18 protein-coding genes are annotated in these 22,908 nt (G+C 73.2%); all 18 read left to right on the forward strand.

Annotated features, from left to right (window positions below):
• Nucleotides 1-31 precede the first annotated feature (31 nt).
• Complete coding sequence (locus ACWGN5_RS34655; RefSeq protein ID WP_453522376.1) at nucleotides 32-976, forward strand: beta-ketoacyl-ACP synthase III; 945 nt, start codon at nucleotides 32-34, stop codon at nucleotides 974-976.
• A 203-nt stretch (nucleotides 977-1,179) separates the two neighbouring features.
• Nucleotides 1,180-1,734, forward strand: coding sequence for a hypothetical protein (locus ACWGN5_RS34660; protein WP_453522377.1), 555 nt, complete (start codon nucleotides 1,180-1,182; stop codon nucleotides 1,732-1,734).
• Between the two features lie 100 nt (nucleotides 1,735-1,834).
• A complete protein-coding gene (locus tag ACWGN5_RS34665; RefSeq protein WP_453522378.1) occupies nucleotides 1,835-2,653 on the forward strand; it encodes a class F sortase in 819 nt (272 codons plus the stop codon).
• Nucleotides 2,654-2,812: 159 nt separating this feature from the next.
• On the forward strand, nucleotides 2,813-3,994 hold the full coding sequence (locus ACWGN5_RS34670; RefSeq protein ID WP_453522379.1) for an ROK family protein: 1,182 nt from the start codon (nucleotides 2,813-2,815) through the stop codon (nucleotides 3,992-3,994).
• Nucleotides 3,995-4,272: 278 nt separating this feature from the next.
• Nucleotides 4,273-5,769: a sugar ABC transporter ATP-binding protein gene (locus tag ACWGN5_RS34675; protein WP_453522393.1), complete on the forward strand. Its 1,497-nt coding sequence runs from the start codon at nucleotides 4,273-4,275 to the stop codon at nucleotides 5,767-5,769.
• A complete protein-coding gene (locus ACWGN5_RS34680) occupies nucleotides 5,766-6,767 on the forward strand; it encodes an ABC transporter permease (RefSeq protein ID WP_453522380.1) in 1,002 nt (333 codons plus the stop codon). Before ACWGN5_RS34675 ends, ACWGN5_RS34680 begins: the two co-directional genes overlap by 4 nt.
• 71 nt (nucleotides 6,768-6,838) lie before the next feature.
• Complete coding sequence (locus ACWGN5_RS34685; RefSeq protein ID WP_453522381.1) at nucleotides 6,839-7,885, forward strand: substrate-binding domain-containing protein; 1,047 nt, start codon at nucleotides 6,839-6,841, stop codon at nucleotides 7,883-7,885.
• Between the two features lie 50 nt (nucleotides 7,886-7,935).
• On the forward strand, nucleotides 7,936-9,198 hold the full coding sequence (locus tag ACWGN5_RS34690; RefSeq protein ID WP_453522382.1) for a Gfo/Idh/MocA family protein: 1,263 nt from the start codon (nucleotides 7,936-7,938) through the stop codon (nucleotides 9,196-9,198).
• A gap of 13 nt (nucleotides 9,199-9,211) precedes the next feature.
• Nucleotides 9,212-10,216 carry a sugar phosphate isomerase/epimerase family protein gene (locus ACWGN5_RS34695; protein ID WP_453522383.1) on the forward strand — a complete coding sequence of 335 codons (1,005 nt, stop codon included), beginning with the start codon at nucleotides 9,212-9,214 and terminating at the stop codon, nucleotides 10,214-10,216.
• Nucleotides 10,217-10,414: 198 nt separating this feature from the next.
• Entirely contained in the window at nucleotides 10,415-14,122 is a 3,708-nt protein-coding gene (locus tag ACWGN5_RS34700; protein ID WP_453522384.1) for a ThuA domain-containing protein, read from the forward strand.
• A gap of 151 nt (nucleotides 14,123-14,273) precedes the next feature.
• Nucleotides 14,274-15,404 (forward strand): inositol-3-phosphate synthase, encoded by a 1,131-nt coding sequence (locus ACWGN5_RS34705; protein WP_453522385.1) that lies wholly within the window; start codon nucleotides 14,274-14,276, stop codon nucleotides 15,402-15,404.
• A complete protein-coding gene (locus tag ACWGN5_RS34710) occupies nucleotides 15,401-16,519 on the forward strand; it encodes an SCO3242 family prenyltransferase (RefSeq protein WP_453522386.1) in 1,119 nt (372 codons plus the stop codon). Before ACWGN5_RS34705 ends, ACWGN5_RS34710 begins: the two co-directional genes overlap by 4 nt.
• The gene (locus ACWGN5_RS34715; protein WP_453522387.1) at nucleotides 16,516-17,481 is read left to right on the forward strand and encodes a sugar phosphate isomerase/epimerase family protein; all 966 of its coding nucleotides are present in this window, start codon (nucleotides 16,516-16,518) and stop codon (nucleotides 17,479-17,481) included. Before ACWGN5_RS34710 ends, ACWGN5_RS34715 begins: the two co-directional genes overlap by 4 nt.
• Nucleotides 17,475-18,029: an EboA domain-containing protein gene (locus ACWGN5_RS34720; RefSeq protein ID WP_453522388.1), complete on the forward strand. Its 555-nt coding sequence runs from the start codon at nucleotides 17,475-17,477 to the stop codon at nucleotides 18,027-18,029. Before ACWGN5_RS34715 ends, ACWGN5_RS34720 begins: the two co-directional genes overlap by 7 nt.
• Entirely contained in the window at nucleotides 18,029-18,877 is an 849-nt protein-coding gene (locus tag ACWGN5_RS34725) for a TatD family hydrolase (protein WP_453522389.1), read from the forward strand. Before ACWGN5_RS34720 ends, ACWGN5_RS34725 begins: the two co-directional genes overlap by 1 nt.
• A 10-nt stretch (nucleotides 18,878-18,887) precedes the next feature.
• Nucleotides 18,888-20,108: a metabolite traffic protein EboE gene (eboE, locus tag ACWGN5_RS34730; protein ID WP_453522390.1), complete on the forward strand. Its 1,221-nt coding sequence runs from the start codon at nucleotides 18,888-18,890 to the stop codon at nucleotides 20,106-20,108.
• Nucleotides 20,105-21,490 carry a nucleotide pyrophosphatase/phosphodiesterase family protein gene (locus ACWGN5_RS34735; protein WP_369147511.1) on the forward strand — a complete coding sequence of 462 codons (1,386 nt, stop codon included), beginning with the start codon at nucleotides 20,105-20,107 and terminating at the stop codon, nucleotides 21,488-21,490. Before eboE ends, ACWGN5_RS34735 begins: the two co-directional genes overlap by 4 nt.
• A 67-nt stretch (nucleotides 21,491-21,557) precedes the next feature.
• Nucleotides 21,558-22,625 (forward strand): sugar phosphate isomerase/epimerase family protein, encoded by a 1,068-nt coding sequence (locus tag ACWGN5_RS34740; protein ID WP_453522391.1) that lies wholly within the window; start codon nucleotides 21,558-21,560, stop codon nucleotides 22,623-22,625.
• Nucleotides 22,626-22,908 lie beyond the last annotated feature (283 nt).

Raw genomic sequence — 22,908 nt, forward strand, 5'->3', positions numbered from 1 at the left:
AGACGAACGAACCACCTAGGGGGTCCCGAGTATGACGGGCACTCGCATTGCCGCGCTCGGGCACTACCAGCCCGCCAAGGTGCTGACCAACCACGATCTCGCCGAGCTCGTCGACACGAGCGACGAGTGGATCCTCAGCCGGGTCGGCATCCGCACCCGCCACGTCGCCGGGCCCGACGAGCCCGTCGACGAACTCGCCGCCCACGCGGCCGGCAAGGCGCTCGCCACCGCCGGCCTCACCGTCGACGACATCGACCTCGTCCTCGTCGCCACCTCCACCGCGATCGACCGCTCGCCCAACACGGCCGCCCGCGTCGCCGCCCGCCTCGGCATGAGCTCGCCCGCCACCATGGACCTCAACGTGGTCTGCGCCGGCTTCACCCACGCCCTGGCCACCGCCGACCACGCCGTCCGGGCCGGGTCCTCCCGCCGCGCCCTCGTCATCGGCGCCGACAAGATGACCGAGATCACCGACTGGACCGACCGCACCACCTGCGTCCTCACCGGTGACGGGGCCGGCGCCGCGATCGTCGAGGCCACCGAGACCGACACCGGCGCCATCGGCCCGGTCCTGTGGGGCTCCGTCCCGGAGATGGGCCACGCCGTCCGCATCGAGGGCACCCCGCCGCGCTTCGCCCAGGAGGGCCAGTCCGTCTACCGCTGGGCCACCCAGCAGCTGCCCGCCCTCGCCCGGCAGGCCTGCGAGCGCTCCGGCGTCGCCCCCGAGGACCTCGCGGGCGTCGTCCTGCACCAGGCCAACCTGCGGATCATCGAGCCGCTCGCCGCGAAGATCGGCGCCGTGAACGCGGTCGTCGCCCGGGACGTCGTCGACTCCGGCAACACCTCGGCCGCCTCCATCCCGCTGGCCCTGTCCAAGCTGGTCGAACGCGGCGAACTGCCGTCCGGCGCCCCGGTCCTGCTCTTCGGCTTCGGCGGCAACCTGTCGTACGCGGGACAGGTCGTCCGGGTGCCGTAGAGGCTGATGAGACTCGGGGCCCCGGCCGTCCGGGGCGTCACGGCCCCGACCCCGGCTCCCGGGGCCGGGGCCGTGACCCGTTCGGCGGAGACCGGTGGCGGCGGGACCGGCGCGGACCTAGCTTCGATCGCGGTGAGGGTCGTCCCCTTCCCGGACCCGGAATCGCTCCGCGTCCGAGCCCTCGCCCGATCAGGAGGACCGCCATGCGCGCGATACGTGCCGCTTCCGCCGCCCTGCTCAGCGCCGTCGCCGTCCTGTCGGTCGCGCCCCTGGCCCTGGCCGGCGACGGCAACAACAACATCACGTCGTTCGGCTTCTCCGTCACCCCCGCGACGATCGCCCCCGGCGGCACCATCACCCTCACCTCCGAGGGCTGCGAAGTGCCGTCCGTGACCGTCACCTCCGGCGTGTTCGAGACCGTCACCCTCAACGAGGGCCGCCCGGGCACCGCGACCGTGGACGTCGACGCCAAGGCCGGCGCCCAGTACGAGATCACCTTCGACTGCAAGGGCGAGCGGGGCACCACGCCGCTCACCATCGCCAAGGGCGGCGATACCGGCGGCACCACCGGGCACGACACCGGCACCCACACCGGAGCCCACAAGGGCGTGAAGGCCGGCTACGGAACCGCCGCCGCCTCCGGAGCCGACACCGACGGGCTCGGCACCACCGAAGTGGTCACGGGCGTCCTGCTCATCGCCGGTGCGCTCGGAGCCGCCGTCGTCCTCACCCGCCGCCGCGCCGACGGCCGCACCTGACGGCCGGGCCCCGGGGGCCTGAAACGGCCCCTCCGCCCCGGTGTGACGAGGTCCGGGGCGGAGGGGCGCCAGCACACGGCACACGAGGAGGAGCGCGGACGTGGGGCGTGCGGACGGCACGGGAGGCCCGGACGGCACGGGAGGCTTCGGCGGTACGGGAGGCTTCGGCGGTACGGGAGGCCGCGACGGCACGGGAGGCTTCGGCGGTGCGGGAGGCTTTGGCGGTACGGGAGGCCGCGACGGCACGGGAGGCCTCGGCGGTACGGCGCAGCCCGACCGCACCGGACGGCGCGGCGCCTGGGGCGTCGTCGCCGTCGTCCTCCTCGTCGGCGTCCACCTCGTGCGCGGCGGCACGGGGGAGCTCCAGGGGGTCGGCCCGCCGCAGCCCCTCGCCGCGGCCGCGCCCGACGGGACCCGCGCCGGCCTCGCCGCCCTCGGCCCCGTCCCCGTACCCCCTCCGCTGCCCGCCTCGCCCCCGGTCCGGGTCCGCGTCCCCGCCGTCCGCATCGACGCCCCCGTCACCGGAGTGGGGCTCGACGCCGACGGCTGGATCGAGGCCCCGCCGCCCGAGGACGACCGGCGCGCGGGCTGGTTCACCGGCGCGGTCACGCCCGGCGAGCGCGGCACCGCCGTCGTCGTCGGCCACGTCGACACCCCGAACGGCCGGGCCGTCTTCTACGACCTCGGCGCCCTCGCCAAGGGACACCGCGTCGAGATCGCCCGCCGCGACGGCAGGACCGCCGTCTTCACCGTGTACGGGGTCGAGGTCGTCCCCAAGCAGGACTTCCCCGCCAAGCGGATCTACGGAGACGCCGGCGTCCCCGAACTGCGCCTGATCACCTGCGGCGGCACGTTCACGGAGGAGAGCGGCTACGCCGGCAACGTGGTGGTCTCGGCCCGCCTGGCCGAGGTGCGCTGACCGGCCCCTTCTCCCCGTTCGCCCCCTTCTTTGTCCCCAGCAGGGAAAAAGTCGGGCCTGATTCCTGCGCAACTTCTTCCCACCCCGGTACCCCCCTGCTACGTTCCCCTCGAAAGCCCGAACACGAGCGTGTGCGAGAGGGAGGGGCGCGTGAGGCGCATGACGGCACGACCTGCCAACCGGCACCAGGCGCGACTCCTCCGGCTGTTGCGCGACGGAGGACCCAACTCCCGCGCACAGCTGGGAGACCAGATCGACCTCTCGCGGTCCAAGCTCGCCGTCGAGGTCGACCGGCTCCTGGAGACCGGCCTCGTCGTCGCCGACGGCCTCGCCGCCTCCCGTGGCGGCCGACGCTCGCACAACATCCGTCTCGCGCCCGAACTCCGCTTCCTCGGCATCGACATCGGCGCCACCTCCATCGACGTGGCCGTCACCAACGCCGAGCTGGAGGTGCTCGGGCACCTCAACCACCCCATGGACGTCCGCGAAGGCCCCGTCGCCGTCTTCGAGCAGGCACTCGGGATGGCGGCCAAGCTCCGCTCCACGGGCATCGCGGAAGGATTCGACGGCGCCGGCATCGGCGTCCCCGGACCCGTCCGCTTCCCCGAGGGCGTCCCCGTCGCCCCCCCGATCATGCCCGGCTGGGACGGCTTCCCCGTACGGGAGGCCCTCAGCCAGGAACTCGGCTGCCCCGTCATGGTCGACAACGACGTGAACCTCATGGCCATGGGGGAGCAGCACGCCGGAGTCGCCCGCTCCGTCGGCGACTTCCTCTGCGTCAAGATCGGCACCGGCATCGGCTGCGGCATCGTCGTCGGCGGTGAGGTCTACCGCGGTACGACGGGCAGCGCCGGCGACATCGGACACATCCAGGTCGAACCCGACGGCCGCCCCTGCGCCTGCGGCAACAACGGCTGCCTGGAAGCCCACTTCAGCGGCGCCGCCCTGGCCCACGACGCCGAGGAGGCGGCGCGCGCCGGCCGCTCCGAGGAGCTCGCCGCCCGTCTCGCGGCGGCCGGACACCTCACCGGCGCCGACGTCGCCGCGGCCGCCGCCGCGGGCGACGCCACCTCGCTCTCCCTCATCCGCGAGGGCGGCAACCGGGTCGGGCAGGTCATCGCCGGACTCGTCAGCTTCTTCAACCCCGGTCTGGTGGTGATCGGCGGCGGCGTCACCGGCCTCGGTCACAACCTCCTCGCCAGTGTCCGCACCCAGGTCTACCGGCAGTCCCTGCCCCTGGCCACCGGCAACCTCCCCATCGTCCTGGGCGAGCTCGGCCAGACCGCCGGCGTCACCGGCGCAGCCCGCCTCATCAGCGACCACCTCTTCTCCCCGGCGTAACGCTTCCGTTCGATCCGTCCGGTCCGCCGGTGGCCTGTGGGCACGCGTTCTGCCCGGGCGGAACGGTCGGCACAGGCCACCCACCGGGCCGCACCCGCCGGACCGCCACCCGCACCCCACTCGCCCAGGCGCCACCCGCACCCGCCGGACCGCCACCCCCACCCCACTCGCCCAGGCGCCACCCCACCGCCGGACCGCCACCCGTACCCGCCGGACGGCCACCCGCACCCGCCGAGGGGATCCCAGCCGTGCCCCAGAACCACCCACCCCTGCTCACCATGTCCGGAATCACCAAGTCCTTCCCCGGCGTCCGCGCCCTCGACGGCGTGGACCTCGACGTCACCCCCGGCGAAGTCCACTGCCTCCTCGGCCAGAACGGCGCCGGCAAATCCACCCTCATCAAGGTCCTCGCCGGCGCCCACCAGCCCGACGAAGGCCGCATCACCTGGAACGGCGAACCCGTCCGGCTCCGCTCCCCGAGCGCCGCCGTACGCCTCGGCATCGCCACCATCTACCAGGAGCTCGACCTCGTCGAAGGCCTCACCGTCGCCGAGAACGTCCACCTCGGACACGAGCCCACCACCGCCGGCTTCGTCCGTACCCGCGCCGCCCGGGCCACCACCACCGCGCTCCTCAAACGCCTCGGCCACCCCGAGATCGATCCCGCCCGGCGCGTCGGCGAACTCTCCGCCGCCCAGCGGCAGATCGTCTCCATGGCCCGCGCCCTCTCCCACGACGTCCGACTCATCGTCATGGACGAACCCTCCGCCGCCCTCGACCCCGACGAGGTCGACAACCTCTTCCGGATCGTCGCCGACCTCACCGCCGAAGGCGTCGCCGTCGTCTACATCTCCCACCGCCTGGAGGAGATCCGCCGCATCGGCGACCGCGTCACCGTCCTCAAGGACGGCCGTGCCGTCGCCCGCGGACTGCCCGCCGCGACCACCCCCACCCGGGACGTCGTCGCCCTCATGACCGGCCGGGACGTCCCGTACGTCTTCCCCGACCGGCACGACCGGCACGACCGGACGCCCACCGCCGAACCCGTCCTCCGCATCCAAGGCCTCGCCAGGAGAGGGGAGTTCGAGGCGCTCGACCTCGAACTGCGTCCCGGGGAGATCGTCGGCCTCGCCGGGCTCGTCGGTTCCGGCCGCTCCGAGATCCTGGAGACCGTCTACGGGGCGCGCAGACCCACCGCCGGCCGCGTCGTGGTCGACGGGCGGCCCCTGCGGCCCGGCAGCGTCCCCGCCGCCGTCCGCGCCGGCCTCGGCCTCGCCCCCGAGGAACGCAAGGCCCAGGGGCTGCTCCTCCTCGAATCCGTCACCCGCAACGTCTCCGTCTCCTCCCTCGCCCGTTTCTCCCGGGCCGGCTGGATCGACCGCACCGCCGAACGCGCGACCGCCAGGGCCGCGACCCGCGAGCTGTCCCTCCGCCCCGACCACCCCGACGCCCGCGTCCGCACCCTCTCCGGCGGCAACCAGCAGAAGGCGGTCCTCGCCCGCTGGCTGCTCCGCGGCTGCCGGGTCCTCCTCCTCGACGAACCCACCCGCGGCGTCGACGTCGGCGCCCGCGCCGAGCTGTACGCCGTCGTCCGCCGCCTCGCCGACGACGGCCTCGCCGTCCTCCTCGTCTCCAGCGAGGTCCCCGAAGTCCTCGGCCTCGCCGACCGCGTCCTGGTCCTGCGCGAGGGCCGGGTCGTCCACGAGGCGCCCGCCCGCGACCTCGACGAACACCGCGTACTCGACCTCGTGATGGAAGGGAGTCCGACGGCATGACGCTCACCACCCCGGCCGAGGTGCCGGCCCGGGAAGGCCGCCGGCGCGCACTCGGCCTGAGGGCCGACGTCCGCAACCTGTCCCTGCTCGGCGTCCTCGCCGCCCTGGTCGCCGTAGGCGGCCTCACGCGGCCCGCCGAGTTCCTCGCCACTTCCAACCTCCAGCTCGTCCTGACGCAGGCGTCCGTGATCGGCGTCGTCACCGTCGGGATGACCTTCGTCATCACCAGCGGCGGCATCGACCTGTCCGTCGGCGCGATCGTCGCCCTCGCCTCCGTCTGGGCCACCACCCTCGCCACCCAGGAGTTCGGCTTCGCCGGCATCCTCTTCACGGCGGTGGTCGTCGGCCTCGGCTGCGGCCTGGTGAACGGCGTCCTCGTCGCGTACGGCGGGATGGTCCCCTTCATCGCCACCCTCGCGATGCTCGCCTCCGCCCGCGGCCTCGCCCTGCAGATCACCGACGGCAAGACGCAGATCGTCACCGTCCCGTCCGTCCTCGACCTCGGCGTCCCCGACGCCTACGTCCTCGGGATCCCGCCGCTCGTCCTCGTCTTCGCCGCCGTCACGGCCGTGGGCTGGCTCCTGCTCAACCGCACCACCTTCGGCCGCCGCACGATCGCCGTCGGCGGCAACCCCGAGGCCGCCCGCCTCGCCGGCATCGACGTCCGCCGCCAGCGCCTCTACCTGTACCTGCTGTCGGGCCTGTGCTGCGGCATCGCCGCCTTCCTCCTGATCGTCCTCGCGGGATCCGGCCAGAACACCAACGGCAACCTGTACGAACTCGACGCCATCGCCGCCGCGATCATCGGCGGCACCCTCCTCAGCGGCGGCCGCGGCACCATCGTCGGCTCCGTCCTCGGCGTCCTCGTCTTCACCACCATCACCAACATCTTCGCCCTCAACAACCTGCAGAGCGACGTCCAGCAGATCGCCAAGGGCGCGATCATCGTCGCCGCCGTCCTGGTCCAGCGCCGCACGGTCCGCGACGGCGACACCTGACCCCCGCCCCGTAGCCCTCTCCTCGTAGCCCGGCCCCCCCGTAGTCCTTCCCCTCGAAGGGTTGACCCGTCATGCCCGAAACCAGCCGCAGACACCTCCTCCTCGGCGGCGCCGCCGTCTCCGCCGGCGCTCTCCTCACCGCCTGCACGAGCAACGAACCGAGGAACGCCAAGGACACAGCACCCGTCGCGAGCGCCGCCCCCGCCGCCGACGACAAGCCGGGCACCCCCGTCACCATCGGCTTCGCCGGACCGCAGGCCGACCACGGCTGGCTCAACGCCATCAACGAGAACGCCGAACGGCGCGCCAAGAAGTACTCCGACGTCACCCTGGAGATCACCGAGGGTTCCAACGACACCGCCGCCCAGATCGGCCAGGTCCAGACCCTCATCAACAAGAAGGTCGACGTCCTCGTCGTCCTCCCCGCCGACGGCAAGGCCCTCACCCAGGTCGGCCTCCAGGCCATGAAGGCCGGCATCCCCGTCGTCAACCTGGACCGGATCTTCGCCTCCCCGCAGGCCTACCGCTGCTGGATCGGCGGCGACAACTACGGCATGGGCCTCAACGCCGGCCGCTTCATCGGCGAACAGCTCAAGGACAAGCCGAACGCCACCGTCGTCGAACTCGCCGGCATGGACAGCCTGGAACTCACCAAACAGCGCACCCAGGGCTTCGATGACGCCCTCAGGAACTACCCCAACATCCGCAAGGTCGCCCGCCAGGCCGCCGAGTTCACCGTCGAGTCGGGACAGGCCAAGATGGCCCAACTCCTCCAGGCCCAGCCGAAGTTCGACGCCCTGTGGAACCACGACGACGACCAGGGCGTCGGCGCGCTCCGCGCCATCGCCCAGGCCGGCCGCAAGGACTTCCTCATGGTCGGCGGCGCCGGAGCCAAGTCCGCCATGGACGCCATCAAGGCCGACGACAGCGTCCTCAAGGCCACCGTCCTCTACCCGCCGACCATGGCCGCCTCCGCGATCGACCTCGCCCGCGCCCTCGGCCAGAAGAAGGGGATCGGCGGCATGGCCGAGCTGGAGATCCCCGCCTCGATCACCCTCTACTCGGCCGTCGTCACCAAGGAGAACGTCGACGAGTACCTCCCCACCGGCTTCAACTGACCTCGCCGGTCCAGGGAGTCACCCGCCGCACCACGAAACGGAGGAACCGTATGGAACAGACGGAGAGCGGGGCCGCGCCGCCGACGCTCGGCGTCGGCATGGTCGGCTACGCGTTCATGGGCGCCGCCCACTCACAGGGCTGGCGCACCGCGGGCCGCGCCTTCGACCTGCCGCTGCGACCGGTCCTCGCCGCCGTCGCCGGGCGCGACGCCGACGCCGTCCGGGCCGCCGCCCGCCGGCACGGCTGGGCCGCCGCCGAGACCGACTGGCGGGCCCTGATCGCCCGGGACGACGTCCAGCTCGTCGACGTCTGCACCCCGGGGGACAGCCATGCGGAGATCGCCGTCGCCGCCCTGGAGGCCGGCAAGCACGTGCTGTGCGAGAAACCACTCGCCAACTCGGTCGCCGAGGCCGAGACGATGGCGGCGGCCGCCGAGGCCGCCGCCGCCCGCGGCCAGATCGCCATGGTCGGCTTCAACTACCGCCGGGTGCCCGCCCTCGCGTACGCCCGGAGCCTCGTCGCGGACGGCCGGCTCGGCACCCTGCGGCACGTCCGCGTCACGTACCTCCAGGACTGGCTCGTCGACCCCGACTTCCCGCTGACCTGGCGCCTGGAGCGCGAGCACGCCGGCTCGGGCGCGCTCGGGGACCTGGGCGCCCACGCAGTCGACCTCGCCCAGTACCTCGCGGGGGAGCCGCTGGTCGGAGTGTCGGCGCTCACCGAGACCTTCGTACGGAAGCGGCCGAGGCTCGCCGGAGCCGGCGCGGGCGGTCTCGGCGGGGGAGCGGGATCGGAGGTGTACGGGCAGGTCACGGTCGACGACGCCGCCCTGTTCACCGGGCGGCTCGCCTCCGGGGCGCTGGCCTCCTTCGAGGCCACCCGGATGGCCTCCGGGCGCAAGAACGCACTGCGCCTGGAGATCAACGGCGAGAAGGGCTCCCTCGCCTTCGACCTGGAGCGGCTCAACGAACTGTCCTTCCACGACCACACCGAGCCCGCCGTCTCGGCCGGCTTCCGCCGCATCCTCGTGACCGAACCCGGCCACCCGTACCTGGAGGGCTGGTGGCCGCCCGGCCACGGACTCGGCTACGAGCACACCTTCGCCCACCAGGCCCGCGACCTCGTCCACGCCATCGCCGGCGGCACCGCCCCGGCGCCGTCCTTCGCCGACGGCCTCCAGGTCCAGCGCGTTCTGGCGTCGGTGGAGGACAGCGCCCGGAACAACGCCGTCTACACCCCCGTACCCGCCGTCCCCGCACCCACCACATCCGCACCCACCACCCCCGTACCCACCACCCCCGCATCCGGCTAGGAGGCGCCCGACCGTGCCACGACCCTTCACCCTCTTCACCGGCCAATGGGCCGACCTGCCCCTGGAGGAGGTCTGCCGGCTCGCCCGCGACTTCGGCTACGACGGCCTCGAACTCGCCTGCTGGGGCGACCACTTCGAGGTCGACAAGGCCCTCGCCGACCCCGCGTACGTCGAGGGCAGACGCGAACTCCTCGACGCCTACGGCCTGAAGTGCTGGGCGGTCTCCAACCACCTGGTGGGGCAGGCCGTCTGCGACCATCCGATCGACGAACGCCACCAGGCGATCGTGCCCGCCCGGATCTGGGGCGACGGCGACGCCGAAGGGGTACGGCAGCGGGCCGCGCGCGAGCTCGCGGACACCGCGCGGGCCGCGGCGGCGCTCGGCGTCGACACCGTCGTCGGCTTCACCGGCTCGTCGATCTGGCACCTGGTGGCGATGTTCCCGCCGGTCCCCGAGCGCATGATCGAGCGCGGCTTCGAGGACTTCGCCGAACGGTGGAACCCGATCCTCGACGTCTTCGACGCCGAGGGCGTGCGCTTCGCCCACGAGGTGCACCCCAGCGAGATCGCGTACGACTACTGGACCACCCGGCGGGCCCTGGACGCCGTCGACCGCCGGCCGGCCTTCGGGCTCAACTTCGACCCGAGCCACTTCGTCTGGCAGGACCTCGACCCCGTCGGCTTCCTGTGGGACTTCCGCGACCGGATCTACCACGTGGACTGCAAGGAGGCCCGCAAGCGGCTCGACGGCCGCAACGGGCGGCTCGGCTCCCATCTGCCCTGGGGCGACCCCCGGCGCGGCTGGGACTTCGTCTCCGCCGGGCACGGCGACGTGCCCTGGGAGGACGTCTTCCGGATGCTGCGGTCCATCGGCTACGGCGGACCGGTCTCCGTGGAGTGGGAGGACGCCGGCATGGACCGGCTGACCGGCGCGCCCGAGGCGCTCGCCTTCCTCAAGCGGTACGACTTCGACCCCCCGGCGGCCTCCTTCGACGCCGCCTTCGGGGGCGGTGACTGAGGTCCCCGCGCTTCCACCGCGAGGGGCTTTGTCCTCTCGCGGTGGAAAGTTCGATCGAAGCGTGCACAAGGGGTTCACGGAGTGGACGAACCTCGCTACCGTCCCTGATGTGTACATGGCGTAACTGGCCCATTCGACCAGCGTGACGGCGCACGCCGGTCCCCGGACACCCGCACACCCCTACTCCGGAGGACATCCGTGCACAGACAACGACTCCGAGCCAGGAAGACCCTCGCCCTCCTCACCGTCGGACTCCTCGCCCTCGGCGCCCCCCAGGGCCTCGCGGCCGAGACGGACCCGGCCGCCCCTGCCGCGTCCGCCGCCCCCGCCGCTTCCGCCGAGGAGTTCCAGCAGGTCACCCTCGCCAAGGGCGGCGAAGAAGTCGGCGAACCCATGTCCCTCGCCGTACTCCCCGACCGCAGCGTCCTGCACACCGACCGCGGCGGCGAACTCCGCCGCACCGACGCCGCCGGCAACACCACCGTCATCGGCACCGTCCCCGTCTACTCCCACGACGAGGAAGGCCTCCAGGGCATCGGCCTCGACCCCGACTTCGCCCACAACAGGGCCATCTACCTCTACTACGCCCCACCCCTGGACACCCCCGCCGGCGACGCCCCCAACGACGGCACCCCGGCCCAGTTCGCCCCGTACGACGGCGTCAACCGCCTCTCCCGCTTCACGCTGAACGCCGACCTCACCCTCGACAACAGCAGCGAGAAGAAGGTCCTCGACATCCCCGCCACCCGCGGCATCTGCTGCCACGTCGGCGGAGACATCGACTTCGACGCCCAGGGCAACCTCTACCTCTCGACCGGCGACGACTCCAACCCCTTCGCCTCCGACGGCTTCACCCCCATGGACACCCGCCCCGGCCGCAACCCCGCCTTCGACGCCCGCCGCACCTCCGGCAACACCAACGACCTCCGCGGCAAGATCCTCCGCATCAAGGTCGCCGACGACGGCAGCTACACCGTCCCCGACGGCAACCTCTTCGCCCCCGGCACCGCCAAGACCCGGCCCGAGATCTACGCCATGGGCTTCCGCAACCCCTTCCGCTTCAGCGTCGACAAGGCCACCGGCGTCCTGTACGTCGGCGACTACGGCCCCGACGCCGGCGCCGCCGACCCCCAGCGCGGCCCCGCCGGACAGGTCGAGTTCGCCCGCGTCACCAAGCCCGGCAACTTCGGCTGGCCCTTCTGCACCGGCAAGAACGACCCCTACGTCGCCTACGACTTCGCCACCGGCACCTCCGGCGCCACCTTCGACTGCGCCGCGCTCAAGAACGAATCCCCGTACAACACCGGACTCGTCGACCTGCCCCCGGCCGAACCCGCCTGGATCCCCTACAACGGCGGCTCCGTACCCGAGTTCGGCACCGGCTCCGAATCACCCATGGGCGGACCCGTCTACCGCTACGACCCCGCCAACACCTCCCCGGTCAAGTTCCCCGAGTCCTACGACGGCGACTTCTTCGCCGGAGAATTCGGCCGCCGCTGGATCAAGCGCATCGACCAGGACACCGACGGCACCGTCCACTCCATCAACCCCGTCCCCTGGACCGGCACCCAGATCATGGACATGGCCTTCGGCCCCGACGGCGCCCTCTACGTCCTCGACTACGGCACCGCCTGGTTCGGCGGCGACCACAACTCCGGCCTCTACCGCATCGAGAACGCCACCGGCGGCCACTCACCCGTCGCCGAAGCGAGCGCCGACAAGACCTCCGGCACCGCACCCCTCAAGGTCACCCTCTCCTCCGCCGGCACCACCGACGCCGACGGCGACCCCCTCACCTACAGCTGGGACTTCGGCGACGGCACCACCGCCACCACCGCCAACCCCACCCACACCTACGCCACCAACGGCACCTACACGGCGACCGTGACCGCCCAGGACCCCACCGGCCGCACCGGATCCGCCTCCGTCCACCTCACCGTCGGCAACACCGCACCCAAGGTCACCCTCCAACTCCCCACCGACGGCGCCCTCTTCTCCTTCGGCGACGACATCCCCTTCAAGGTCACCGTCAACGACCCCGAAGACTCCGCCGCCGGCCCGATCGACTGCACCAGGATCAAGGTCACCTACGTCCTCGGCCACGACAGCCACGGCCACCCCGTCACCACCGCCAACGGCTGCACCGGCACCATCAAGACCTCCGCCGACGGCGGCCACGACGACGACGCCAACATCTTCGCCGTCTTCAACGCCGAGTACACCGACAACGGAGGCGGCGGCCAGCCCGCCCTCACCGGCAGCGACCAGGCCAAACTCCAGCCCCGCCACCGCCAGGCCGAACACTTCGACACCCAGAGCGGCATCCGCACCTACGACAAGACCCAGGCCCACGGCGGCCGCACCGTCGGCGACATCGACAACGGCGACTGGATCGCCTTCACCCCCTACCAGCTCGCCGGCGCCACCCGGCTCACCGCCCGCGTCTCCTCCGGCGGCACCGGCGGCGTCCTCGAAGTCCGCACCGGCTCACCCACCGGCACCCTCCTCGGCTCCGCCCCCGTCCCCGTGACCGGCAGCTGGGAGACCTTCCAGGACATCGACATCCCCCTGCGCGCCGCACCCCGCAGAACCACCCAGCTCTACCTCGTCTTCAAGGGCGGCACCGGAGCCCTCTACGACCTCGACGACTTCACCCTCTCCAGCACCCCCATCGACCGCACCACCAAACGCGTCCTCGTCTTCTCCAAGACCGCCGGCTTCCGCCACGACTCCATCCCCACCGGCATCACCGCCCTCAAGGAACTCGGCGCCGACAACAACATCACCGTCGACACCACCGAAGAACCACGCCAGTTCACCACCGAGAACCTCGCCCGCTACGACGCCGTCGTCTTCCTCTCCACCACCGGAGACGTCCTCGACACCAGCCAGCAGACCGCCTTCGAGCAGTACGTCTCCGCCGGCGGCGGCTACCTGGGCATCCACGCCGCGGCCGACACCGAATACGACTGGGGCTTCTACGGCGGCCTCGTCGGCGCCTACTTCCAGTCCCACCCCCAGATCCAGCCCGCCACCGTCCGCGCCGAGGACCACACCCACCCCGCCACCGCCCACCTCGACGGCCCCTGGCAGCGCACCGACGAGTGGTACAACTACCGCACCAACCCCCGCGAGCAGGCCCACGTCCTCGCCACCCTCGACGAGACCACCTACCAGGGCGGCACCATGAAGGGCGACCACCCCATCGCCTGGTGCCAGACCTACGGCGGCGGCCGCTCCTTCTACACCGGCGGTGGCCACACCAAGGAGTCGTACGCCGAACCCGCCTTCCGGCAGCACCTCCTCGGCGGACTCCAGTACGCCACCGGCCGGACCAAGGCCGACTGCAGCCCGCAGACCGGCTACCGCAGCCTCTTCAACGGCGAGACCCGCGAAGGCTGGAAGCAGGCCGGACCCGGCGCCTTCGACGTCACCGACGGCGAACTCCGCTCCACCGGCGGCATGGGACTCCTCTGGTACCAGGCCAAGGAATTCCACTCCTACTCCCTCACCCTCGACTGGAAGGTCACCGGAGACTCCAACTCCGGCGTCTTCCTCGGCTTCCCCGCCTCCGACGACCCCTGGTCCGCCGTGAACAACGGCTACGAGATCCAGATCGACGCCACCGACACCCCCGACCGCACCACCGGAGCCGTCTACGGCTTCAAGTCCGCCGACCTCAAGGCCCGGGACCAGGCCCTCCGCCCGCCCGGCCAATGGAACACGTACGAACTCCGCGTCACCGGCGAACGCCTCCAGGTCTTCCTCAACGGCGTCAAGATCAACGACTTCACCAACACCGACCCGGCCCGCAGCCTCACCGACGGCCACATCGGCATCCAGAACCACGGAACCGAGGACCAGGCCGCCTTCCGCAACATCCGCCTCAAGGAACTCCCCTCCTGACGGGACCACCGGCCCGACGGACCGCCTGAGGCCGACCGTCCGACGGGAGCCCGCCACAGCCGACGGTGGGCGGGGAGGCGCCGTACCCCCCGCCCACCGTCACCACCACCCCACTTCCCCGCCAGTTCTCCTCCAGAGGGAGGCCGACGCCATGACCATCGCACCCCGCACCGGAATCTGGCTCATCGGCGCGAGAGGCTCCGTCGCCACCACCACCGTGGCCGGCTGCGCCGCCCTCGTCGCCGGACTCCACCCGCCCACCGGCATGGCCACCGAGACACCCGACCTCGCCGACGCCGGCCTCCCCCCGCTCTCCTCCCTCGTCTTCGGCGGCCACGACACCACCGACTGCCCCCTCCCCAAACGCGCCGAACAACTCACCACCGCCGGCGTCCTCCCGTACGGCCTCGCCCAGGCCGTCGCCGCCGAACTCGAAGCCGCCGACCGCGAGATCCGCCCCGGCGGACCCGCCGCCGGCGACACCCGCACCGACGAACAGCTCATCGCCACCTTCACCACCGACCTGACGGACTTCCGCCGAAGGATTGGCCTGGACCGCGTCGTGGTCGTCAATGTGGCCTCCACGGAGCCGGCGTCGGGGGGCGCCGGGCTCCCACCCAGCACCCTCTACGCCGCAGCGGCACTCCGCGCCGGCTGCCCGTACGTCAACTTCACCCCGTCCACGGGACTGCGGCACCCCGCCCTCGCCGCCCCGCTCGCCGCCGCCCGACTGCCCCACGCGGGCCGCGACGGCAAAACCGGACAGACCCTCCTGCGAGCCGTGCTCGCCCCGATGTTCCGCCAGCGGGCCCTCACCGTACGCGCCTGGTCCGGCAGCAACCTCCTCGGCGGCGGCGACGGAGCCGCCCTCGCCGACCCGGCGGCCGCCGCCGCCAAGAACGCCGGCAAGGAACGCGTCCTCACCGACACCCTCGGCACCACCGTCGAAGGCCAGGTCCACATCGACGACGTCCCCGCCCTGGGGGAGTGGAAGACCGCCTGGGACCACATCGCCTTCGACGGCTTCCTCGGCACCCGCATGATCCTCCAGACCCTCTGGCAGGGCTGCGACTCGGCCCTCGCCGCCCCCCTCGTCCTGGACCTCGCCCGCCTCACCGCCCGCGCCCACGAAACCGGCCACACCGGCCCCCTCCACGACCTCGCCTTCTACTTCAAGGACCCCGAAGGCACCCCACCGGCCGCCCTCGCCGACCAGTACCACCGCCTCATCGCCTTCGGCCGCACCCTCGCCGACCCCACCCCTGGGCAGGACCCCCGATGACCGGCCGACCCGCACGGGCACGGCGCGGGGCGAGCGGCCGCGCCGCGCGGAGACGGCCCGGTGTGAACGGCCGCGCCGCGCGGGCAGAACGCCCGACGACCGGCCACGCCGCCGGCGGACCGGCACGCGCCTGGGCGGAGCTGCTCCGCGTCTCCGCACTCCCGTCCGTACCCGGCGACGCCCTCGCCGGAGCCGCCACCACCGGGGCCCGCCCCGGACGCGGCACCCTCCACGCGATCGGCGCCTCCCTCTGCCTGTACGAGGCGGGCATGGCCCTCAACGACTGGGCCGACCGCCACGAGGACGCCCTCGAACGCCCCCACCGCCCCCTCCCCTCGGGCCGCGTCACACCCGGCGCCGCCCTGGCCGCCTCGACGGCCCTGACCCTCGCCGGCCTCGGCCTCGCCTCCCGCGCCGGCCGACCCGCCCTCCTCACGGCCACCGCCCTCGCCACCACCGTCTGGGCCTACGACCTCGGCCTCAAACACACCCCGGCCGCCCCCGCCACCATGGCCACCGCCCGCGCCCTCGACCTCCTCCTCGGCGCGCTCGCCTCGGCCAAACCGACACACCGACCCGCCCTCCTCACGGCCACCGCCCGTGCCCTTCCCTCCGCCGCCCTCCTCGCCGCCCACACCTACGCCGTCACCGCCGTCTCCCGACACGAGACCCAGGGCGGCTCCACCCGCACCCCCCTCGCGGCCCTCGCCGTGACCCTGGCGGTCGCCGGAGCGGCGTCCGGCACCGGGAAGGGCGCGGCCACCGGAGGCCCCGCGGATTCCGCCTCCCCCGGGGGCCCCCGCCCCGCCCCCCGCCCCCGCCCCACCCTCCCCGCTCCTGCCTCCCCCCTCCCCGCTCCCGCCTCCTCCCTCTCCCGTCGGCTCGGGCCATGGCTGGCCCTCGCCTACGCCCGCACCCCCGCCACCCTCCTCCTGCACGCCGCGCTCAACCCCTCGGCGACGCTCACCGAGCGGGCCGTCGGGGGTGGGATCCGGGCGACGATCCCGCTCCAGGCCGCGCTGGCCGCCCGAGGCGGGGCGCCCGGGACCGCGCTCGCCCTGCTCGGCCTGGTCCCGGCCGCCCGGGCACTGGCCCGAAAGGTGAGCCCGACATGAGCCACCCCTCCCCGCTCGGCCACCCCTCCCCAGCCGGCCACCCCACCCCAGCCCCTCACCCCTCCCGGCTCGGCCACCCCCACGGCGGCGCGGCATCCCGCCCCGCCCCCCGCTTCGGCTACGGCACCAACGGGCTCGCCGACCTCCGACTCGACGACGCCCTCGGGTTGCTCGCCGACCTCGGCTACGACGGTGTCGGGCTGACCCTCGACCACATGCACCTCGACCCCCTCGCCCCCGACCTGGCCGCCCGCACCGCCCGGGTCGCCCGGCGCCTGGGCGAGCTCGGGCTCGGTGTGACCGTCGAGACCGGGGCCCGGTACGTCCTGGACCCGCGCCGCAAGCACGGCCCTTCCCTGCTGGACCCGGACCCGGAGGACCGTGCCGCCCGCGTACGGCTCCTCCTGCGGGCCGTGCGGGTGGCCGCCGACCTCGGCGCACACGCCGTGCACTGCTTCAGCGGCACCCTCCCCGCCGGCACCCCGTCCGACGAGGCCTGGAAGCGGCTCGTCTCCTCACTCCCTCCCCTCCTGGAGGCCGCGGAAGCCGCCCGCGTGCCCCTCGCCGTCGAACCCGAACCCGGTCATCTCCTCGCCACCCTCAACGACTTCCACCACCTGCGCGGTCTCCTCGGCGACCCTCCTCCCTCCGTCCTCGGTCTCACCCTCGACATCGGCCACTGCCAGTGCCTCGAACCCCTCCCTCCCGCCGACTGCCTGCGCGCCGCCGCGCCCTGGGTCCACCACGTCCAGATCGAGGACATGCGACGCGGTGTGCACGAGCACGTCCCGTTCGGCGACGGAGAGATCGACTTCCCGCCCGTCCTGGCCGCCCTGGCGGAACTCACCGTGGCCGGCTACCCGGGGCTGACGGTCGTCGAACTGCCCCGGCACTCCCACGCCGGCCCCGAACTCGCCCGCTCCTCCCTCTCGTTCCTGCGCCAGGAGACCCCGGCATGCTGACCGACACCACCCGAGCCTGGCTGGACACCGCCCTCGCCGACACCGCCGGCGGCACCCCCGCCTGGGAGCCGCACTTCGTGGCCGCCGGTCGCCACTGCGGCCCCGCGCACGCGGACGAGGTCCGCACCCGCCTCCTCCGGGCGGCCGGTGCCGGGCCCGACACCCTCGCCCGCCTCTACCAGCACGGCACCGCCGCCGAACGCCGCGCCGTCCTCCTCGCCCTCCCCTCCCTCGTCACCGGCCCGCAGGCCCTGCCCCTCGTCGAGGACGCCCTCCGCACCCACGACACCACCCTCGTCGCCGCCGCCCTCGGCCCCTACGCCGCCACCCACCTCACCCCCCACGCCTGGCGGCACGCCCTCCTCAAGTGCCTGTTCACCGGAGTGCCCGTCACCGCCGTCGCCGGCCTCGCCGAGCGCGCCGCCGGTGACACCGAACTCGCCCGGATGCTCGCCGACCACGCCGCCGAACGCACCGCCGCGGGCCGCCCCCTCCCCGCCGACCTGTCCCACGTCCTCGCCCTCACCAACGCCGCCGAGGAGTCCTGATGCGCATCTTCGACCCGCACATCCACATGACCTCGCGCACCACGGACGACTACCGGGCGATGCACGACGCCGGTGTCCGCGCCCTCGTCGAACCCTCCTTCTGGCTCGGCCAGCCCCGCACCTCGCCCGCCTCCTTCCTCGACTACTTCGACTCCCTCCTCGGCTGGGAGCCGTTCCGCGCCGCCCAGCACGGCATCGCCCACCACTGCGCCCTGGCCCTCAACCCCAAGGAGGCCAACGACCCCCGCTGCACCCCCGTCCTCGACGCGCTGCCCCGGTACCTCGCCAAGGACGGCGTCGTCGCCGTCGGCGAGATCGGCTACGACTCCCTGACACCGGCCGAGGACACCGCTCTCGCCACCCAGCTCCAGCTCGCCGCCGACCACGGCCTGCCGGCCCTCGTCCACACCCCGCACCGCGACAAGCTCACCGGCCTGCGCCGCACGATCGACGTCGTCCGCGAGTCCGCCCTTCCCGTGGACCGCGTCCTCCTCGACCACCTCAACGAGACGACCGTCAAGGAGGCCGCCGACAGCGGCGCCTGGCTCGGCTTCTCCGTCTACCCCGACACCAAGATGGACGAGGACCGGACGGTCGCGATCCTGAAGGAGTACGGCACCGGCCGCGTCCTCGTGAACTCGGCCGCCGACTGGGGCCGGAGCGACCCCCTCAAGACCCGGGCGGTCGCCGACGCCATGCTCGCCGCCGGCTTCACGGACGACGACGTCGACCAGGTCCTGTGGCGCAACCCCGTCGCCTTCTACGGCCTCAGCGGACGTCTCCACCTCGACCTCCCCGCCCCACCGGACCTGCACGAGGGCAACTCCGTCCTCCGCGGCGGGGAATGAGGCGCCCCGGATGCGCTTCCGGCACCCCGACGGCTCCACCGTCCACCTCGCCTACTGCACCAACGTGCACCCGGCCGAGACCCTCGACGGCGTCGTCGCCCAGCTCCGCGACCACTGCGAGCCGGTCCGCCGCCGCCTCGGCCGCGACCGCCTCGGCATCGGCCTCTGGCTCGCCCGGGACGCCGCCCGCTCCCTGACCGCCGACCCGGCCTCGCTCCGGGCCCTGCGCGCCGAGCTCGACCGCCGGGGCCTCGAAGTGGTCACCCTGAACGGCTTCCCTTACGAGGGCTTCGGCGCCGACGAGGTCAAGTACCGCGTCTACCAGCCCGACTGGACCCGCCCCGAACGTCTCGCCCACACCTCCGACCTGGCCCACCTCCTCGCCGCACTCCTCCCCGAGGACGTCACCGAAGGCTCCGTCTCCACCCTGCCGCTCGCCTGGCGGACCGCCTGGACCGCCAGGGCCGCCGCCACCACCCACACCGCCCTGACCACCCTCGCCACCCGACTCGACGCCCTGGAGGAGCTCACCGGTAAGAGCATCCGGATCGGCCTCGAACCGGAACCCGGCTGCACCGTCGAGACCGTCGCCGACGCCGTCGCCGCGCTCACCTCCGCACCGGGCCTCCGCAGCCCTCGTATCGGCGTCTGCCTCGACACCTGCCACCTCGCGACCTCCTTCGAGGACCCGCGCACCGCCCTGGAATCGCTCGCCGCCGCCGGCATCACCATCCCCAAGGCCCAGCTCTCCGCCGCCCTGCACGCCGAGCACCCGCACCTCCCCGAGGTCAGGGCCGCGCTCGCCGCCTTCGCGGAACCCCGCTTCCTCCACCAGACCCGCACCAGAACCGCCGCCGGCCTGCGCGGCACCGACGACCTCCCCGAAGCCCTCGGCGCCCCCGCACCCGGACCCGGCGAGAACCCCGCCACGGCCCCCGGCCACGGACTTCCCGACGCGACCCCGTGGCGCGCCCACTTCCACGTACCCCTGCATGCTCCCCCCGCCCCTCCGCTCGCCTCCACGCTGCCCGTCCTCCGCGACACGCTCGCCCTCCTCGTCGGCGGCCCGCACCCCCGCACCCGCCACCTGGAGGTCGAGACCTACACCTGGCAGGTCCTCCCTCCCGGCCGGCGCCCCCGCACCCGTGCCCGGCTCGCCGACGGCATCGCCGCCGAACTGACCCTGGCCCGCGACCTGCTGACCGACCTCGGCCTCAAGGAACTGCCATGACCGACACGCGGCCCACCCCCCTCCTCGTCCTCGACGTCGTCGGTCTCACCCCACGACTCCTCCCGCACATGCCCCACCTCGCCGCCCTCGCCCGCAGCGGCTCCCAGGCCCCGCTCTCCACCGTCCTGCCCGCCGTCACCTGCACCGCCCAGACCACCTTCCTCACCGGCACCCTCCCCGCCGAGCACGGCATCGTCGGCAACGGCTGGTACTTCCGCGAACTCGGCGACGTCCTGCTGTGGCGCCAGCACAACGGCCTCGTCTCCGGCGACCGCCTCTGGGACGCCGCCCGCCGCGCCCACCCCGGCTACACCGTCGCCAACATCTGCTGGTGGTACGCCATGGGCGCCGACACCGACATCACCGTCACCCCCCGACCCGTCTACTACGCCGACGGACGCAAGGAACCCGACTGCTACACCCGTCCCCCCGCCCTCCACGACGAACTCACCGAGAAGTTCGGCACCTTCCCCCTCTTCCACTTCTGGGGCCCCGGCGCCGACCTCGTCTCCAGCCGGTGGATCGTCGACGCCACCCGGCACATCCTCCGCACCCGCCGCCCGGACCTCGCCCTCTGCTACGTCCCGCACCTCGACTACGACCTCCAGCGCTACGGCCCCGACGATCCGCGCTCGTTCCGCGCCGCCGCCGAGCTCGACACCGTCCTCGCCCCGCTCCTCGCCGACGCCCGGGCCGAGGGACGCACGGTCGTCGCCCTCTCCGAGTACGGCATCACCCGCGCTGACCGGCCCGTCGACATCAACCGCGCCCTGCGCCGCGCCGGCCTCCTGGAGGTCCACACCCAGGACGGCATGGAGTACCTGGACCCCATGACCTCCCGGGCCTTCGCCGTGGCCGACCACCAGATCGCCCACGTCTACGTCCGACGTCCCGGTGACCTGCCGGCCGTCCGGGAAGCGCTCGCGGACCTGCCCGGTCTCGACACGCTCCTCGACGACGACGGCAAGAAGGAACACGGTCTCGACCACCCGCGCTCGGGGGAACTGGTCGCCCTCGCCGAGCCCGACGCCTGGTTCACGTACTACTACTGGCTCGACGACGCCCGCGCCCCCGACTTCGCCCGGCTCGTCGAGATCCACCGCAAGCCCGGCTACGACCCCGCCGAACTGCTCATGGACCCGCTCGACCCGTACGTCCGGATCAGGGCGGCCAAGGAGATCGCCCGCAAGAAGCTCGGCATGCGCTACCGGCTCGCGGTCGTTCCCCTGGACCCGTCACCTCTTCGCGGCAGCCATGGCCGCCTCCCCACGAGCGAGGACGAAAGTCCGCTCATTCTGTGCTCCACCCCCCGCGCCGTAAGCGGCCGCGTCGCGGCCACCGATGTGAAGAACCTGCTGCTCAGGCTGGCCGGAGTCACGTAGGACCCCGACGACCCCGACCGGATTCCAGTGAAGCAGACCCCGACGACAGCCAAGGAGTTATCCACAGATGAGTCGTATCCGCCGCACCGGACGTACCGACAGCGCCGCCGACCCCGAGCTCGGCCGGCGGCTCAGCAGGCGCGACATGCTGGGCGTCGCCGCCGGGGCGACCGCCGCCGCCCTCCTCGGCGCCGCGGTCCCCGCCGCCGCCGACAGCGCCGCCGACCCCGCGACCCGGGGGGAGGGGCTCGGCCGTCCCGTCCTGCCGCCCGGTCGCCTCGGCATCCAGCTCTACTCACTGCGCGACAAGGTCGCCGCCCTCGGCTTCGCCGCCGTCTTCGCCGAGCTGCAGAAGTACGGCTACGACGAGGTCGAGTACGCCGGATACGGCCAGGGCGCCGCCGGCCCGCTGACCCTCGCCGAGCTGCGGAGCCTCACCCGCGACCACGGGCTGCGGGCCATCGGCAGCCACGTCGGCTACTACGCGAACGACCCCGCCGCGTACACCTTCGCCCAGAACCTCGACCGGGTCCTCGACGACGCGGCCGCCCTCGGTCTGCCGCACATCGGCACCGCCTCCGGTCCCTGGCGCTACGGCGCCACCGTGGACGGCTGGAAGCGCTGCGCCGAGGAGTTCAACCGGTTCGGCGAGGCGGCGCGCGAGCGGGGGATGAAGTTCTACCAGCACAACCACTCGGAGGAGTTCTCCTTCGCCACCGACCGCCCCGACGTCCGGCTCTACGACGTCCTGCTCGCCGAGACCGACCCCGAGCTCGTGCACCTGGAGATGGACATCTTCTGGGCGTACGTCGGCCAGTACCGCTACTCGGTCCGCCCGGACGGCACCCCCGCGCCGTTCGACCCCCTCGACTACGTCCTCGCCCAGCCGCAGCGCTACCCGCTCTTCCACGTGAAGGACGGGGACCGCGACGACTCGGTCGTCCCCTACGGCTACCGGATGACCGACGTGGGGGACGGGGACATCGACTACCGGCGCTTCATCTCCGCGGTCAACCGCACCCACCACGGCAGGAACGCCCACCACTGGCAGACCGAGCGCGACAACCCCGTCGACTCCCTGACCTTCGCGCGCAGGTCCGGCGAGCACCTCCACTCCCTGCGAGAGAAGGGCTGACCGGGGCCCGCGGCCCCTCGTCACCCTGCGCGCACGGGGACGAGCAACCCGTACGGGGGGTGGGGCGGTCCGGACCGGATCGAGGTCGATGAGGCCGTCCCACCCCACTGACCATGGAAAACGCTGGTGAAAGGCACCTCGAACCCCTGGTAGAGTTATCTCTGTCGCCGCGGGGGAAACCCCGGAGCGACAGACACCTTGTCCGGGTGGCGGAATGGCAGACGCGCTAGCTTGAGGTGCTAGTGCCCTTTATCGGGCGTGGGGGTTCAAGTCCCCCCTCGGA

It is taken from the genome of Streptomyces sp. NPDC055815, assembly GCF_053616475.1.

What these genes read in the sequence shown, in the direction of transcription:
- ACWGN5_RS34705 (WP_453522385.1), top strand. Translation starts at nt 14,274, where the DNA reads ATGACCATCGCACCCCGCACCGGAATCTGGCTCATCGGCGCGAGAGGC.
- ACWGN5_RS34725 (WP_453522389.1), top strand. Translation starts at nt 18,029, where the DNA reads ATGCGCATCTTCGACCCGCACATCCACATGACCTCGCGCACCACGGAC.
- ACWGN5_RS34655 (WP_453522376.1), top strand. Translation starts at nt 32, where the DNA reads ATGACGGGCACTCGCATTGCCGCGCTCGGGCACTACCAGCCCGCCAAG.
- eboE (WP_453522390.1), top strand. Translation starts at nt 18,888, where the DNA reads ATGCGCTTCCGGCACCCCGACGGCTCCACCGTCCACCTCGCCTACTGC.
- ACWGN5_RS34710 (WP_453522386.1), top strand. Translation starts at nt 15,401, where the DNA reads ATGACCGGCCGACCCGCACGGGCACGGCGCGGGGCGAGCGGCCGCGCC.
- ACWGN5_RS34670 (WP_453522379.1), top strand. Translation starts at nt 2,813, where the DNA reads ATGACGGCACGACCTGCCAACCGGCACCAGGCGCGACTCCTCCGGCTG.
- ACWGN5_RS34720 (WP_453522388.1), top strand. Translation starts at nt 17,475, where the DNA reads ATGCTGACCGACACCACCCGAGCCTGGCTGGACACCGCCCTCGCCGAC.
- ACWGN5_RS34735 (WP_369147511.1), top strand. Translation starts at nt 20,105, where the DNA reads ATGACCGACACGCGGCCCACCCCCCTCCTCGTCCTCGACGTCGTCGGT.
- ACWGN5_RS34675 (WP_453522393.1), top strand. Translation starts at nt 4,273, where the DNA reads ATGTCCGGAATCACCAAGTCCTTCCCCGGCGTCCGCGCCCTCGACGGC.
- ACWGN5_RS34740 (WP_453522391.1), top strand. Translation starts at nt 21,558, where the DNA reads ATGAGTCGTATCCGCCGCACCGGACGTACCGACAGCGCCGCCGACCCC.
- ACWGN5_RS34690 (WP_453522382.1), top strand. Translation starts at nt 7,936, where the DNA reads ATGGAACAGACGGAGAGCGGGGCCGCGCCGCCGACGCTCGGCGTCGGC.
- ACWGN5_RS34680 (WP_453522380.1), top strand. Translation starts at nt 5,766, where the DNA reads ATGACGCTCACCACCCCGGCCGAGGTGCCGGCCCGGGAAGGCCGCCGG.
- ACWGN5_RS34685 (WP_453522381.1), top strand. Translation starts at nt 6,839, where the DNA reads ATGCCCGAAACCAGCCGCAGACACCTCCTCCTCGGCGGCGCCGCCGTC.
- ACWGN5_RS34715 (WP_453522387.1), top strand. Translation starts at nt 16,516, where the DNA reads ATGAGCCACCCCTCCCCGCTCGGCCACCCCTCCCCAGCCGGCCACCCC.
- ACWGN5_RS34660 (WP_453522377.1), top strand. Translation starts at nt 1,180, where the DNA reads ATGCGCGCGATACGTGCCGCTTCCGCCGCCCTGCTCAGCGCCGTCGCC.